Here is a 15101-nt window from a genome sequence, read left to right as displayed (position 1 = left end):
ACTCTCCTGCACCGCTAACGACGGTATATTTCATCCGTCAGATACGCGGGCCAGTTCTTCTCAAAGAAAATCGTCGACAGGTCATCAAGGGCGCGCAGGGATTTTACCTCCACGCTGAATGCCCCATTGTGCCAGGTCACCTGCAACTGCTCCTGCCGGTGTTCGGGGTTTTCCGGGATAAACCGAAAGTCAGACAGCTCGCCCTCGCGGGTTCGCGGCACCACCGCGCCATCGGCAGCACACAGCATCCTTGCCCCCCGACTGCCCCCGCCTTTTGCGATATAGGTATCCAGCGCCACCAGCAGGGCCTCTGAGGCCAGCGCCATCTGCCGCCACTGTAGACTGAAGGCCGCCTGATTGGGATGCGCAATCGCCACCCCGTACTGGGCAATACGCTGATTCAGACGCTGCGCGGCCTGACGTGCGCCCGGCACTAACGCGGCGTCGCACACAAACCCGGCCCGCTCACTCATGCGCTGTTGGATCTCATCGCGTACCGCATCAATGGGCAACGCCTCAGGATGCTGACTGTCCTGCTGGATCTGGCGCAGCAACAGAGCCGTTTGCGCCTCGAACAGGGCCGCCGAGGCTTCACGCGGGGTCGCCGCAATGTGCTTCGCGCAGCGTAAGCCAAAGACCTGGCCGGCATTAAGCGCCGCCCCGCCGGGCCGCGTCACGCCGTGCGTTCCTGCCGCTTCCCCCACCGCATAACAGCCGTTCAGCGAGGAGTGACCCCAGGTATCCACCGCAATGCCGCCATTCATGTGCTGATGGTTAACGTTGAACGGCAGCGGCTGCGTCGTAAGATCGTGCCCATGATGCTTGTATAGCTCAATAGCCAGAGGATTCATTCGCTGCAAACGCGCAATGGGCAGCTCAAGGCAGGCATCGTTGTTGCGCAGGTAATGATAAACATCTTCGTCGAGATTGCCGATGGCAAAAGGCTCGTCGTCCGGCACCGGCAGCGGGTTGCGGTTAAAATCCATCAGGATGGTGCGCCCAGCCTGTGACTCGTTGTAAATCGCCAGATCCACCAGACTTGAGCCAAAATCCAGCATTCGCGTGGCATGAATCGGCCACTGGTAGCCTTTGCGGAAGATGTTCGAAGCCAGCTCCCGGGTGGTGCGGTAGTAGCGGGCGAGGAAATTGTGCTCCTGGCCGTGCGCATCGACGGAGTAGATATAGGGCATGCTCTGCACGTAGGTACCGGAGAGGTTCCACGGAAACTCGTCTCGACGGGTGCCAATGCCAAACTGATGCTCCGTCAGATTGACGGTGGCAATGCCCGCCTCCAGCGCCAGCCCCAGTGAACCGAAGCAGCGTTTCGGATAGACGCTGTCCCGGAACAACTCCCCAGGCCCACCCGCCGCCAGCACCACCGTCGGGCTTTGCATCAGGCACAATCCCCATGGGTTATCCTCCGCTCTGGCGCCTTTGACGATGGCGAGAACGCCCGCCACCCGGCGCTTCTCCCCTTCACCTTCGGTCAGTAACCGCACGGCCGTGGCATGATCCACAAAGGGCACGCCCAGCAGCACGGCTTCTTCTGCCAGTACCTTCACCATCAGTCTTGAGGTGCGCGGACCGCAGCTGGTGGCGCGCCCGACTTCATCGTGATCCGTCTGGTAGCGCAGCACCGCACCATACTGGTCTTCCGGCAGGGGCAGCCCCATACTTTTCAGGCCAATAAACGCCTCAACCGACCCTACGGATTCCACGTACGCGGTATCCGCGTCCATCGACCCGCCAGCGCCAATGGCCCAGGCGAGCGCGGTGAAATTGTCGCCCTTAAAGCTGGTCGACGCGGTATGCAGGGTCTGCTTATCGGATCCCGAACAGGCAGAGGTGCCCCAGAACAGCGTTTGAGTCGCCACCAGCACATTCACCTTCCGGCGTTTGAGCTCTACCGCCGCACGCAGCCCGGCGGCACCGCTGCCGACCACCAGTGCATCGCAGTGATAAACCGGAATACGAAATCCGTCGATCGTCAGGGTTTGCTGCGGCTCCGCCAGCGAAACATGGCGCGGCATGGTTACGTTGGTCAGGTTCTCCAGGATCGACTGCGGGATCGTTATTGCCATGTTTTACCTCGTTAAACGCGTGATGACAGCCCGGACATGTCCATCTCTTTAACTGGCTTTGCGACTTTTCGTACGCCCAGGAGCAGCACCGAACTGACCACCATGACGCAGGCCGCCACAAACCAGACCGCAGACATGGAGTATTTGTCGGCAAAATAGCCCGCCAGCACCGGAGAAATACCGCCTGCGGCCATGCCCACATTCATCACAAAGCCAATTGCCGAACCGCGAAGCTGTGACGGCACCAGCTCTGCCGTAAAGGAGAGCACCAGCGGCGTCACGGGGTAGCCCAGCAGGCCAAGCAACATAACCAGGATGACGACTGCGAACACCGGCAGTTGCAGTACCATCGCAGCCATAAGCAGGCTGCTGGCAACGGTGATACCTATCAGGATGCTGCGCTTACGGGAGAAATCACCGCCATCGCAAATGCGCCCCAGCAGGAAACCGCCCAGCGCACCGGTCAGCCCCAGCAGGCTCGCAATGGTGCCAGCGGTGCCGATAGTGAGCTGCTTGACGTTCATCAGGAACGTGGGCGCCCAGAGCAGGACAATCCACCAGCCGCTCAGCAGCAGGAAGTAGTAGAACGCCATCAGCATCACGGACTGGTTACGAAAGAGTTGTTTTAACGGGATTTTTTCATGTTTGGCTACGGTGACGACTTTCTTCGGCTCCGATTTCACCAGCACCGCGTAGGCAATCGCCACCAGAATCCCGAGGCCACCGGCGACATAGAAGACGAAGCGCCAGCCATATTCTGGGCCCAGTACCGCACCCAGCCAGGTGCCAAAGAAGCCGCCGATCGGGTAACCCATCCAGTAGAGAGACATCACCGTGGTGCGTTGCTTCTCAGTGGTGACGTTGGCGACTTCCAGCGAGGCCGCGGGCCAGAAAACCCCCTCGCCGATGCCGGTCATCACGCGGTAAAAAATCAGCGAGCTGAGGCTCCCTGCCACACCGGTAAGCATGGTGGCGACCGAGAACATTACTAGGCCTAAAATCAGCACCGGCTTGCCGCTGAGTTTGTCGGCGATAATCCCCGACAGAAACAAAAACCCGATAAAGCCATAGAAGAAAGAGCTCATCAGGACGCCTGACTGGCCTTTACCCAGCCCGAAATCCGTGGCAATAAGCCCGATTGCAGAGGAGACGGTCATGCGATCCACGGAGTACATCATGTAGCCCAGGCCGCAAAGCACCGACACCAGTATCATCTTTTTTGTATCTGTATTCATATTTCCCTCGACTAACCTGGTAAGACTGACGAGACATCAGATACAGCCAAAATCTGATTAACAATGCGTCATATGACGCGCTTTGCAGGTAGCCAGCACCGTGTCAGGGTCCCGTTGCCACCAGTTATGCTCGGAGAAAATCTCCACTTCATGCGCCCCTTCGTAGCCCAGCGCCTCAACGGCCAGGCGGGCAGCGCGGATATCAATGACGCCGTCGCCCATCATGCCGCGATCGAGTAGCAGATGATTCGTTGGCACCAGCCAGTCGCAGATGTGAAACCCAAGGATGCGTTTGTGCCCGGCGCGGGTGAGCTGCTGGAAAAATTTCGGATCCCACCAGGTGTGGTACAGATCGACGGCCATACCTAATCCGTCATCTCCCAGCTCATCACAAAGGTCGTTGGCCTGCTCCAGGGTGTTCACGCAGGCACGGTCTGCGGCATACATCGGATGTAAGGGCTCAATAGCCAGCGGCATACCCACATTGCGCGCGTAGTCCAGCAGGCGGCCCAGGCCGTCTCGCACCTGGCTGCGCGCCCCGGCGATGTCTTTTGAATCCCCAGGCAGGCCGCCGACCACCAGCACCAGACAGGCGGCATTCACCGCCAGTGCTTCATCGACCGCCCGGCGATTGTCTTCATCAGCCGCACGCCGCGCCACATCGTCAACGCCGGGAAACATCCCGCCGCGGCAGTAACCGCTGACGGTCAGCTCGTTGCTGCGAATCAGCTGGGCCGCGCGTTCCAGCCCAAGCGCCTGCACCTGATCGCGCCACGGCGAGATGCCGCGAATCTCATGGCGGGCGCAGCCATCGATAATTTTATCTAGCGTCCACTGTTGGCGGACAGTGGCGGTATTCAGCGATAACCGCCGTGGATCGGGTTGTTGCATAGTGCCCCCTTAACGAACCAGCGACGGAACATCAACCCAGCGGCGCTCTTTCCAGCTCTGCAGGGCCAGTTCAACCAGTTGCACACCTTTTGCCCCTTCGAGCAGGTTCCAGCGGAAATCAATCTCACCGTGAACGTGGCGCAGGAAGAGTTCCCACTGCACTTTGAAGGCGTTGTCGTAAGTCGTGGTGTCCGGCACTGGCGACCAGTCTTCAAAGAAGTTGTGCGTCTGGCGGACATCCGGGTTCCAGACCGGTTTGGGTGTGTTCACTCGCGATTGCGTCAGGCAGTCGGTGAGCCCGGCTACAGCAGAGCCGTTGACGCCGTCAACCTGGAAGGTGACCAGATCGTCGCGGCGCACACGCACGCACCAGGAGCTGTTGATCTGCACGATGGTGCCGTTTTTCAGTTCAAAGGTGGCATAGGCAGCATCGTCAGCGGTGGCTTTATACACCTTGCCCTGCTCGTCAAAACGTTCCGGGATGTGGGTCGCGCCCAGGCAACTGATGCTTTTGATTTCGCCGAACAGGTTGTCGATGACATAGCGCCAGTGACAGATCATATCGAGAATGATGCCGCCGCCCTCTTCCTGACGGTAGTTCCAGGAGGGACGCTGGGTCGGCTGTAAGTCGCCTTCAAACACCCAGTAGCCAAACTCACCGCGCACTGACAGCACCTGACCAAAGAAGCCTGCCTGGTTGAGCATTTGCAGTTTACGCAGGCCTGGCAGCCAAAGTTTGTCCTGCACGACGCCGTGGCAAACACCCTGCTGCTCTGCGTAGTGATAGAGTTCCATCGCCTCGGACAGGCTCACCGCCACCGGTTTTTCGCAGTAGATGTGTTTACCGGCGGCAATGGCTTTTTTCAGCAAGGTGGGGCGCGCCTGGGTGGTGGCGGCATCAAAGAAAATACTGTCGTTAGGATTGGCAAGCGCGACATCCAGATCAGTACCCCAACGGGTAATTCCCGTCTGTTTTGCCAGCGCGGCAATTTTTTCTTCATTGCGGCCAATCAGGACAGGATCCGGCAACAGCCGATCGCCGTTTGCCAGCAGAACACCGCCCTGCTCACGAATCGCGACGATCGAGCGGATCAGATGCTGATTCTTACCCATCCGACCGGTTACACCATGCATGATAATGCCAACGGAAATTGTAGCCATTGTTGTGCCTCGTGATTAAAAGTGGGATTTGTTCAGGCCGCCATCGACATCGATAATCTGACCGACGGTGAAAGGGAGTCTGCCGCTGGCCAGAGCATCAACGACAACGGCGATATCATCCGGCTGCCCCCAGCGCTTCATGGGCACCAGACCGTCGCTGATTAACTGGTCATACTTTGGTTTTATACCGCTGGTCATGTCGGTGGCGATAATGCCCGGACGCAGCTCGTATACGCCCACACCCTCTTGCGCCAGACGTAACGCGAAGAGTTGCGTGACCATGCTTGCTGCTGCTTTCGAGACGCAGTATTCGCCACGGGAAATCGACAGACTGTGGGCGCTGCAGGAGGTGATGTTGATGATGGAACGGTGCTGATTGTTAAGCTCACCTTGCCGCAGCATGGCGCGTGCGGCTTTCTGACAAAAGAAGAACATCGCCCTGGTGTTGACGTCCTGGCAGTACTGATAATTTTCTGGCGTGACCTCCAGCAGATCGCCGCGCTGTTTCGCCGCAGTCCCGGCATTGTTGACGACGCAGTCCAGTCGCCCCCAGCGCGCTAACACCTTGTCAAACATAGGCTGCTGGAGCGGTAAATCTGCGACATCTCCCGGCAATGCCAGCGCTTCAATGCCAAACTGTTCTAATTCCGCTACCATGGCTTGTTGCCGGGCACGGCCTTCGTCGTTATCACGTCCGTTAATGGCGACGTGAAACCCGGCTCTGGCAAGCGCGAGCGCACAGGCTTTACCAATTCCCCGTGTGGAGCCTGTCACCAATGCTACCGGACGCTGCGAGTGGATCATGAGGATACTCCCTGCTGAGTGCGATACATTTCAACTAAATGGTTGAAACTTCGAAATCAGTATAGAAAGAGTCAAAAATTAAAATCATGATCGCCCTCGCAAAATCAACTAGATGGTTGATTTATTTAAAACTACAATTAAAACAATAAATTGAATGGAGATCCTATGAAAGGGGAATCGAGAACGAAGCGCAGGCATGATCCAGATCTCACAAAATGCCTGATCCTGAACGCGGCAAAAAAAGAGTTTGCTGAGAATGGTTTTGATGGGGCGAGGATCGATCAGATTGCTGCGACGGCGAAAGTGAACAAGCAGCTGATCTATTACTATTTCGAAAATAAAGACACGCTCTTTACCCACGTTTTGCAGGTGGCGTATCAGGATATTCGTACCAAAGAAGCGGCGCTCGAACTGGATCATCTGCCTGCCCGCGATGCGGTGCTCGAGCTGATGGATTTCACCTGGCACTATTATCTCGAGAACCCGGAATTTATTCAGCTTCTGAACAGTGAGAACCAGCTGAAAGCACGCCATCTGAAAGGAGTGGATACCATCGTGCCGATTAACAGCAGCTGGCTTGCGATCACCCAGCGCATCCTTGAGCGCGGGCAGGAAGACGGTACGATTCGAGCAGGGATCGATGCCATGCAGCTGAATATTACGATGTCGGCGCTGGGTTTTTTCTATCTGATCAACCAGTCAACGCTGTCGATTATCTATCAGCAAGATTTGAAGCGCCCGGAAGCACTGGTTGCCCGAAGGAAAGTGATGCGCGAGACGATTGCCTGCTGGCTGATGCCCGGCGCGCAGGCATAAAAAAAGCAGGGCCTGATGGCCCTGCCTGAAAACGTATTACTTCACGACGCGTAGCGCCGGTCGCCCACCGCGCGGCGGCGGCGTATCATCAGGATCGTCTTCGTGATTATCCGGCTTATCGCCGTCAATCACCGACATCACCGTTTCGCTCTCGTTGCTTAACGATGCTTCGTCATCGTTCAGACTGATGGCGTCTTCATCATAAGCCGCTTCCGGTTCGAACATGGTCCCCGCGCCGTTTTCACGCGCGTAGATAGCCAGTACGGCAGCCAGCGGAACGGAGACATTGCGCGGAACGCCGCCAAAGCGGGCATTGAAGCGCACTTCATCGTTAGCCAGCTCCAGATTTCCAACGGCGCGCGGAGCAATGTTGAGAACGATTTGTCCGTCGCGCGCGTACTCCATCGGCACCAGTACGTTTGGCAGTGTCACATCCACAACCAGATGCGGAGTCAGCTGGTTATCCAGCAGCCACTCATAGAACGCCCGCAGCAGGTACGGGCGACGCGGCGTTAGCTGCGATACATCCATCGGTTAGCCTCGACCGAGTCGCATTTCACGCTCGGGTTCAGTTAAGGAAGCCAGGAAGGAGTCACGCTCAAATACGCGAGTCATATAGCCCTTGAGCTCCTTCGCGCCAGCGCCAATCACTTCCACGCCGAGTACCGGTAAACGCCACAGCAGCGGTGCAAGGTAGCAGTCTACCAGGCTGAACTCGTCGCTCAGGAAATAAGGCTTCTGGGTGAAGACCGGCGCAATCGCCTGCAGCTCTTCACGCAGCTGCTTACGCGCGTTGTCAGCCTGCGCGGCGGTACCGGTCTGAATGGTATTCATCAGAGAATACCAGTCTTTTTCGATGCGTTGCATGTACAGACGGCTTTCACCACGCGCCACCGGATAAACCGGCATTAGCGGCGGATGTGGGAAACGCTCATCCAGATATTCCATAATGATGCGGGATTCCCACAGAGTGAGCTCACGATCCACCAGCGTCGGTACGCTTTGATTTGGGTTGAGGTCAATCAGATCCTGAGGTGGGTTATCCTTCTCCACGTGTTCTATCTCAAAACTAACACCTTTTTCTGCCAGCACGATGCGGACTTGATGGCTATAGATGTCAGTAGGACCAGAAAACAGCGTCATTACCGAACGTTTGTTGGCAGCGACAGCCATGAAAACCTCCAGGTATATTCAGAATTTTGTACTGCTACCAGCCACGCATGGCCAGCCAGATGTAAAAACCCCATTCGCGGGAAGAGATTCTCGTTTATGAAAGAAACAAAAAACGAACAATCACCAGCATTTGGGCAGAAAATTGGATGATAGTTTACCAGATCTTGACGACGTTGTGGTGAGGGGATTCTGGAAATGCTGAAAAAGTGGTAAGAATGGGTGACTTAGCCGCGGAAAACGGCCGTTTTATCCATAAAAAAACCCGCCGAAGCGGGTTTTTTCGCAAATTGTTCTGCGTGAGCAGAAAGCAATTAACGTTTGGAGAACTGAGGACGACGACGTGCTTTACGCAGACCGACTTTCTTACGTTCAACCTGACGAGCATCACGGGTAACGAAGCCAGCTTTACGCAGTTCGCCACGCAGGGACTCATCATACTCCATCAGAGCGCGGGTGATACCGTGACGGATCGCACCAGCCTGACCAGAGATACCACCACCTTTAACGGTGATGTACAGATCCAGTTTCTCAACCATGTCGACCAGTTCCAGCGGCTGACGAACTACCATGCGGGCAGTTTCACGACCGAAGTACTGTTCCAGAGAACGTTGGTTGATAACGATTTTGCCGTTGCCCGGTTTGATGAAAACGCGAGCTGCGGAACTTTTGCGGCGACCAGTGCCGTAGTATTGATTTTCAGCCATTGCCTATAATCCCGATTAGATGTCAAGAACTTGCGGTTGCTGTGCCGCGTGGTTGTGCTCGTTACCCGCGTAAACTTTCAGTTTACGGTACATAGCACGACCCAGCGGGCCTTTTGGCAGCATGCCTTTAACCGCGATTTCAATCACACGCTCAGGACGGCGAGCAATCATCTCTTCAAAGGTCGCTTCTTTGATACCACCGATGTGGCCGGTGTGATGGTAATACATTTTGTCTTCGCGCTTGTTGCCGGTTACAGCAACTTTTTCTGCGTTCAGGACGATGATGTAATCACCGGTATCAACGTGCGGAGTGTATTCCGCTTTATGCTTGCCGCGCAGGCGCAGAGCCAGTTCGGAAGCCAGACGGCCCAGAGTTTTACCGGTCGCGTCAACAACATACCAGTCGCGTTTTACGGTTTCTGGTTTAGCTGTAAAAGTTTTCATTAAAAGCTTACCCAAATAAATAAGTTACACGTTGGTGAACACCCAAACGTTTAGTCAGTTGAGGTTCACACGACATTGTCCAGCAAACCTACCCCTTCGAATAGCCTATGCCGGCGCATAGAAAGTTTTGGGAAAAAAACCTTCTCGTAACGTGGGGTCGCAAGATTATAGAGAAGTCGCGGGCAAAGATCGACCCCTTTATGTGATTTGGATTGGTTTTTTGGCCCCCTGGCGCTGGTGCCTCGGCCCTCTCCCGGCGGGAGAGGGAGAAAGGCGCGTCACGGCATATGGGGGCGCTTTAAATACTCCTCGCTCTGCATCTCCTGCAGGCGTGACAGACAGCGCTGGAACTCAAACTTCAGGCGTTCGCCCTGGTAAATTTCGTGCAGCGGCACCGCCGCGCTGACCGCCAGCTTTACGTGGCGCTCGTAGAATTCATCGACCAGCGCAATGAAGCGGCGCGCCTCGCTCTCCAGCTGCATCGTCATCACCGGGACATCAAACAGCATCACAGTATGGAACAGGCGAGACAGCGCAATGTAGTCATGCTGGCTTCTCGCATCGACGCACAGCGTTGTGAACGACGCCGCCAGGGTCTGGTTCTCCACGCCGAGCGTGGGCAGGGGGCGGTGGTTAATCTCCAGCACGGGCGTCTGCTCGCGCTTAGCGCCGGCCAGCGCCAGCCACAGCTTATCCATCTGCTGCCGGGTCTGCTCGTTGAGCGGCGATAGCCAGAGGTGGGCCTGAGTGAGCGTACGCAGGCGGTAATCAATGCCCGCATCGACGTTCATGATGTCGCAATGCTGCTTGATCGCCTCGATAGCCGGCAGGAAGCGAGCGCGCTGCAGGCCGTTACGGTACAGATCGTCCGGGGGAATATTCGAGGTCGCCACCAGCGTGATGCCGCGCGCAAACAGCGCCTTCATTAACCCGCCCAGCAGCATGGCATCGGTAATGTCTGAAACAAAAAACTCATCAAAGCACAGCACATCGGTTTCCGCCTTGAAGCGGTCGGCAAGGATCTCCAGCGGGTCGCTGTGCCCCTGCAGGGCAATCAGTTCTTCATGAACGCGCAGCATAAAGCGGTGAAAGTGCAGGCGCTGCTTACGCTCGCCGGGCAGGCTCTGATAAAAAAGGTCCATCAGCCATGTTTTACCGCGTCCCACGCCGCCCCACATATACAGGCCGCGGGCGGAGCCCGTTTCAGGCGCCGGCTCACGTTTGCCCAGCAGTTTGCCAAATTTCGCCCGCAGGCCGCCGCTTTGCGGCGTCGGCGCGGGTTTTGCCTGCAGTTCATGATAAATAGTATCGAGGCGGCTTACCGCTTCTTGCTGGACGCCGTCGGGCTGATGAGAGCCCTCTTTGAGAGCTAAAAGGTAACGCGATGTTGGGGACAGGCTTTGCATGATCTAATTGTTATTCCTTGAAAATCGTAACGTCAAAGCTCACGATTGTCGAAAAAAAGGCCGTTCTACACTACGCGATGATACGCCAGGATTCCACTTCTGTGGAATTAGCGGTTATAGTGGCACTATCGGGCGCAGGCGGAGAGCCTCATAGCCACCCTACGGAACCACAAAACAACGGGAGATGTACATGACCTGGGAATATGCGCTGATTGGGCTAGTTGTCGGTATCATCATCGGTGCCGTCGCCATGCGTTTTGGCAACCGCAAATTACGTCAACAGCAGGCGCTGCAGTTCGAACTCGAAAAGAATAAAACAGAGCTGGAAGAGTATCGTGAAGAGCTGGTCAGCCATTTTGCCCGCAGCGCCGAACTGCTGGATAACATGGCCGATGACTATCGCCAGCTGTACCAGCATATGGCAAAAAGCTCCAGCAACCTGCTGCCGGATACCATGGCGGAGGCCAATCCGTTCCGTAACCGTCTGGCTGAATCAGAAGCCGGTAACGATCAGGCGCCGGTGCAGATGCCGCGCGACTATTCTGAAGGCGCATCCGGCCTGCTGCGCGGCGGTGCAAAACGCGACTAATCCTGTGGTTAGCGTAAAAATATTTTCCGGGCGCACTCTCTGCGCCCGTCTTCTCCCCTACATCCCAGCTACAATTTAAAACATTGACCACATTGTTACCTGGTCGAAAATTCAATAACATCAGGCCATTCGGGACGTTTTTCCACACACCTCAGGTTACGAGAGCCAGCATCTAATGAAGAAACAGACTTTGCTGTTGAGTGCGTTAGCGTTAAGCATAGGGTTATCGTTGTCCGTTATACCTACGGCTACGGCGTCGATACCCACGCAGGTACCGGGCCAGGGGGCAGTACCAAGCCTTGCGCCGATGCTGGAAAAAGTGCTGCCTGCGGTAGTTAGCGTCCAGGTTGAAGGCACCGCCTCTTCTGCGCAGAACATGCCGGAAGAGCTGAAAAAATACTTTGGCGACAATACGCCGCAGGAGCAGGCTCAGCCTTTTGAGGGGCTCGGCTCCGGCGTTATCATTGACGCAGAAAAAGGCTATGTGCTGACGAATAATCACGTCATCAGCCAGGCGCAAAAGATCAGCGTCCAGCTAAACGATGGCCGCGAGTTTGATGCGAAGCTGGTCGGCAGCGACGATCAAAGCGATATCGCCCTGCTACAGCTGCAAAAACCGACCCATCTGACGCAAATCGCCATCGCCGACTCCGATAAGCTGCGCGTGGGTGATTTTGCCGTCGCCGTCGGCAACCCCTTCGGCCTCGGGCAGACCGCCACCTCGGGCATTATCTCCGCCCTCGGCCGCAGCGGCCTGAACCTGGAAGGGCTGGAGAACTTCATCCAGACCGATGCCTCGATTAACCGCGGTAACTCCGGCGGCGCGCTGCTGAACCTCAACGGCGAGCTGATAGGCATCAATACGGCGATTCTGGCGCCGGGCGGCGGCAGCGTCGGCATCGGCTTCGCCATTCCCAGCAACATGGCGAAAACCCTTGCTCAGCAGCTGATTCAGTTTGGCGAAATCAAGCGCGGCCTGCTGGGAATTAAAGGCACTGAAATGAGCGCCGATATCGCCAAAGCGATGAACATCGACGTTCAGCGCGGCGCTTTCGTCAGCGAAGTGCTGCCGAACTCCGGTTCAGCGAAAGCGGGGATTAAATCCGGGGACGTGATCGTCAGCATGAACGACAAGCCGCTCAACAGCTTTGCCGAACTACGCTCACGTATCGCTACCACCGAGCCGGGAACGAAAGTGAAGCTGGGGCTTCTGCGCGACGGCAAGCCAATGAACGTTGAAGTCACGCTGGATAAGAGCACCTCCTCCAGCGCCAGCGCCGAGCTGATCATCCCCGCCCTGCAGGGCGCATCGCTGAGCGATGGCCAGATGAAGGACGGCACCAAGGGCGTGGTGGTTGATAGCGTCGATAAAGCCAGCCCTGCGGCGCAGGTCGGCCTGCATAAAGACGATATTATCATCGGCCTCAACCGGGAGCGTATTAGCACTATCGCCGAGCTGCGCAAGGTGTTGGAGAGTAAGCCGGCGGTGATCGCGCTTAACGTGATGCGCGGTAACGAAAGCATCTATCTCCTGCTGCGCTAATGCGCGGGTCCGGAATCGGGCAACGGGACGCGCCCTGCGTCCCGGTAACGTGAAAGACGACGCCGGTAAGTCGTGCTATGCTGCGCCTGTCCATTCATCAACGATACCTGCATCATGCCTGGAAAGCTTTTACGTTCAGTACTCATTGGTTTGATCGTCGGGGGCCTGCTGCTGGCCGCAATGCCCTCGCTGCGTCAATGGCATCTGTCGACGACGGCCCAGTACGATAGCGCGGACGAATCGCCCGTCAGCTATAATTCTGCCGTCCGCCGGGCGGCGCCTGCGGTGGTCAACGTCTATAATCGCGCCCTCAACGGCAGCAGCCAAAATCAGCTGACTCTGGGCTCCGGCGTCATCATGGACCAGCGTGGGTATATTCTGACCAATAAGCACGTTATTAACGACGCTGACCAGATCATCATCGCGCTGCAGGACGGCCGCGTCTTTGAGGCTCTGCTGGTCGGGTCTGATACCCTGACCGATCTGGCGGTATTAAAAATCAACGCCAACGGCGGCCTGCCGGTTATCCCGATTAATCCGAAACGCGTGCCGCATATTGGCGATGTGGTGCTGGCGATTGGCAACCCTTATAACCTCGGGCAAACCATTACCCAGGGGATTATCAGCGCCACCGGTCGTATCGGCCTTAACCCAACGGGTCGACAAAACTTCCTGCAAACCGATGCCTCTATCAACCACGGCAACTCCGGCGGCGCGCTGATCAACTCGCTGGGCGAGCTGATGGGCATTAACACGCTCTCATTTGATAAAAGCAACGACGGCGAAACGCCGGAAGGGATCGGTTTTGCGATCCCCTTCCAGCTGGCGACGAAAATCATGGATAAGCTGATCCGCGATGGTCGAGTGATCCGCGGCTATATCGGCATTAGCGGCCGCGAGATCGCGCCGCTGCATGCCCAGGGCGGCGGCATCGATCAGCTACAGGGGATTGTGGTTAACGACGTCGCGCCGGATGGCCCGGCGGCGCAGGCCGGGATCCGCGCCAACGACGTGATCATCTCGGTCAACGACAAGCCCGCGGTTTCCGCTCTCGAAACCATGGATCAGGTTGCCGAGATCCGCCCGGGTTCAGAAATTCCGGTGGTGATCATGCGCGAAGATAAGAAAATCACCCTCCATATCGCCGTGCAGGAATACCCGGCAAGCAACTAGCTGCCATAAAAAAACCGGAGCACGATGTGGTCCGGTTTTTTTATTCACAACTCAATCTTACTTATTAACGAACTCTTCGCCCAGAGCGATATCTTTCTTCAGCGTATCGAGCATGCCTTCCAGCGCCTGCTGTTCAAAGGCGCTGAGCGTGCCAATCGAACGGCGCTCTTCCACGCCATTTTTGCCCAGCAGCAGCGGCTGTGAGAAGAAGCGAGCATACTGGCCATCGCCTTCAACATAGGCGCACTCCACCACGCCCTTCTCACCTTGCAGCGCGCGGACCAGGGAGAGGCCAAAACGTGCTGCCGCCTGGCCCATAGAGAGTGTTGCCGATCCGCCACCGGCCTTCGCTTCAACGACTTCGGTGCCGGCGTTTTGAATACGTTTCGTCAAGTCTGCCACCTCTTGTTCGCTGAAGCTTACGCCCGCGATCTGGGACAGTAATGGCAGGATAGTGACGCCCGAGTGGCCGCCAATCACCGGCACTTCGACATCAGATGAGGATTTATCTTTCAGCTCAGCGACAAAGGTATTAGAGCGGATGATGTCCAGCGTGGTGACGCCAAACAGCTTGTTCTTATCGTAAACGCCGGCTTTTTTCAGCACTTCCGCCGCAATAGCCACCGTAGTATTCACCGGGTTGGTAATAATACCAATGCAGGCCTGCGGGCTGGTTTTGGCAATCTGTTGGACCAGATTTTTCACGATACCGGCGTTAACGTTAAATAAATCGGAGCGATCCATGCCTGGCTTACGCGCAACGCCAGCGGAAATCAGCACCACATCAGCACCTTCAAGCGCCGGGGTCGCGTCTTCACCGGAGAAACCTTTGATTTTTACATCGGTAGGGATATGGCTAAGATCAACCGCCACGCCCGGAGTTACCGGAGCAATGTCGTACAACGAGAGTTCTGAACCTGAAGGCAGTTGGGTCTTAAGTAGTAGGGCAAGCGCCTGGCCGATTCCACCAGCGGCGCCGAGGACTGCAACTTTCATCCTAAACTCCTTATTATGGTTAATATAGTCTTTCGTTACTCCGTCGCCTGGACCTTAATTCACAAGATGAACAATTACAATAAGT

At 56.4% G+C, this 15101-nt stretch carries 15 protein-coding genes; 4 read left to right on the top strand and 11 right to left on the bottom strand.

Annotation, left to right across the window (positions count from 1 at the left end; translation table 11 throughout):
* Positions 1–14 precede the first annotated feature (14 nt).
* From AC1M2H_RS02610 to AC1M2H_RS02590, 5 genes are read right to left on the bottom strand one after another with little or no spacing between them, the layout of a single operon-like run.
* The gene (locus tag AC1M2H_RS02610) at positions 15–2081 is read right to left on the bottom strand and encodes an FAD-binding protein (protein ID WP_480150168.1); all 2067 of its coding nucleotides are present in this window, start codon (positions 2079–2081) and stop codon (positions 15–17) included.
* 11 nt (positions 2082–2092) lie between these two features.
* A complete protein-coding gene (locus AC1M2H_RS02605; protein WP_480150167.1) occupies positions 2093–3316 on the bottom strand; it encodes an MFS transporter in 1224 nt (407 codons plus the stop codon).
* Positions 3317–3373: 57 nt separating this feature from the next.
* Positions 3374–4207: a sugar phosphate isomerase/epimerase family protein gene (locus AC1M2H_RS02600; RefSeq protein ID WP_480150166.1), complete on the bottom strand. Its 834-nt coding sequence runs from the start codon at positions 4205–4207 to the stop codon at positions 3374–3376.
* A gap of 9 nt (positions 4208–4216) precedes the next feature.
* A complete protein-coding gene (locus tag AC1M2H_RS02595) occupies positions 4217–5368 on the bottom strand; it encodes a Gfo/Idh/MocA family protein (RefSeq protein WP_480150165.1) in 1152 nt (383 codons plus the stop codon).
* Between the two features lie 15 nt (positions 5369–5383).
* On the bottom strand, positions 5384–6172 hold the full coding sequence (locus tag AC1M2H_RS02590; RefSeq protein ID WP_480150164.1) for a 3-ketoacyl-ACP reductase: 789 nt from the start codon (positions 6170–6172) through the stop codon (positions 5384–5386).
* A gap of 165 nt (positions 6173–6337) precedes the next feature.
* Here AC1M2H_RS02590 and AC1M2H_RS02585 point away from each other — a divergent pair, with 165 nt between their 5' ends.
* Complete coding sequence (locus AC1M2H_RS02585; RefSeq protein ID WP_480150163.1) at positions 6338–6988, top strand: TetR/AcrR family transcriptional regulator; 651 nt, start codon at positions 6338–6340, stop codon at positions 6986–6988.
* 36 nt (positions 6989–7024) lie between these two features.
* Here the strand turns inward: AC1M2H_RS02585 and sspB are convergent, their stop codons facing one another.
* The 5 genes from sspB to zapE form a co-directional block, all read right to left on the bottom strand.
* Positions 7025–7519 carry a ClpXP protease specificity-enhancing factor gene (sspB, locus tag AC1M2H_RS02580; RefSeq protein ID WP_480150162.1) on the bottom strand — a complete coding sequence of 165 codons (495 nt, stop codon included), beginning with the start codon at positions 7517–7519 and terminating at the stop codon, positions 7025–7027.
* A gap of 3 nt (positions 7520–7522) precedes the next feature.
* Entirely contained in the window at positions 7523–8161 is a 639-nt protein-coding gene (sspA, locus tag AC1M2H_RS02575) for a stringent starvation protein SspA (RefSeq protein WP_041147437.1), read from the bottom strand.
* Between the two features lie 311 nt (positions 8162–8472).
* Positions 8473–8865, bottom strand: a complete 393-nt coding sequence (rpsI, locus tag AC1M2H_RS02570; protein ID WP_000829815.1) for a 30S ribosomal protein S9 — start codon at positions 8863–8865, stop codon at positions 8473–8475.
* Positions 8866–8880: 15 nt separating this feature from the next.
* Positions 8881–9309: a 50S ribosomal protein L13 gene (gene rplM / locus AC1M2H_RS02565; protein ID WP_004106200.1), complete on the bottom strand. Its 429-nt coding sequence runs from the start codon at positions 9307–9309 to the stop codon at positions 8881–8883.
* Positions 9310–9587: 278 nt separating this feature from the next.
* Positions 9588–10715: a cell division protein ZapE gene (zapE, locus tag AC1M2H_RS02560; RefSeq protein WP_480150161.1), complete on the bottom strand. Its 1128-nt coding sequence runs from the start codon at positions 10713–10715 to the stop codon at positions 9588–9590.
* A 190-nt stretch (positions 10716–10905) separates the two neighbouring features.
* Between zapE and zapG the strand changes: the two genes are divergently transcribed.
* From zapG to degS, 3 genes are all read left to right on the top strand, one after another.
* Positions 10906–11304: a Z-ring associated protein ZapG gene (gene zapG / locus AC1M2H_RS02555; protein WP_095099966.1), complete on the top strand. Its 399-nt coding sequence runs from the start codon at positions 10906–10908 to the stop codon at positions 11302–11304.
* A 175-nt stretch (positions 11305–11479) separates the two neighbouring features.
* On the top strand, positions 11480–12847 hold the full coding sequence (gene degQ / locus AC1M2H_RS02550) for a serine endoprotease DegQ (RefSeq protein WP_480150160.1): 1368 nt from the start codon (positions 11480–11482) through the stop codon (positions 12845–12847).
* Between the two features lie 114 nt (positions 12848–12961).
* On the top strand, positions 12962–14020 hold the full coding sequence (gene degS, locus AC1M2H_RS02545) for an outer membrane-stress sensor serine endopeptidase DegS (protein WP_480150159.1): 1059 nt from the start codon (positions 12962–12964) through the stop codon (positions 14018–14020).
* Between the two features lie 57 nt (positions 14021–14077).
* On the opposite strand, the gene mdh is transcribed toward degS, so the two are convergent.
* Entirely contained in the window at positions 14078–15016 is a 939-nt protein-coding gene (gene mdh / locus AC1M2H_RS02540) for a malate dehydrogenase (RefSeq protein WP_480150158.1), read from the bottom strand.
* Positions 15017–15101 lie beyond the last annotated feature (85 nt).

Source organism: Klebsiella sp. F11, assembly GCF_056712265.1.
The sequence above is the reverse complement of the archived record's forward strand: the minus strand, read 5'-3'. Positions and strand labels throughout refer to the sequence as shown.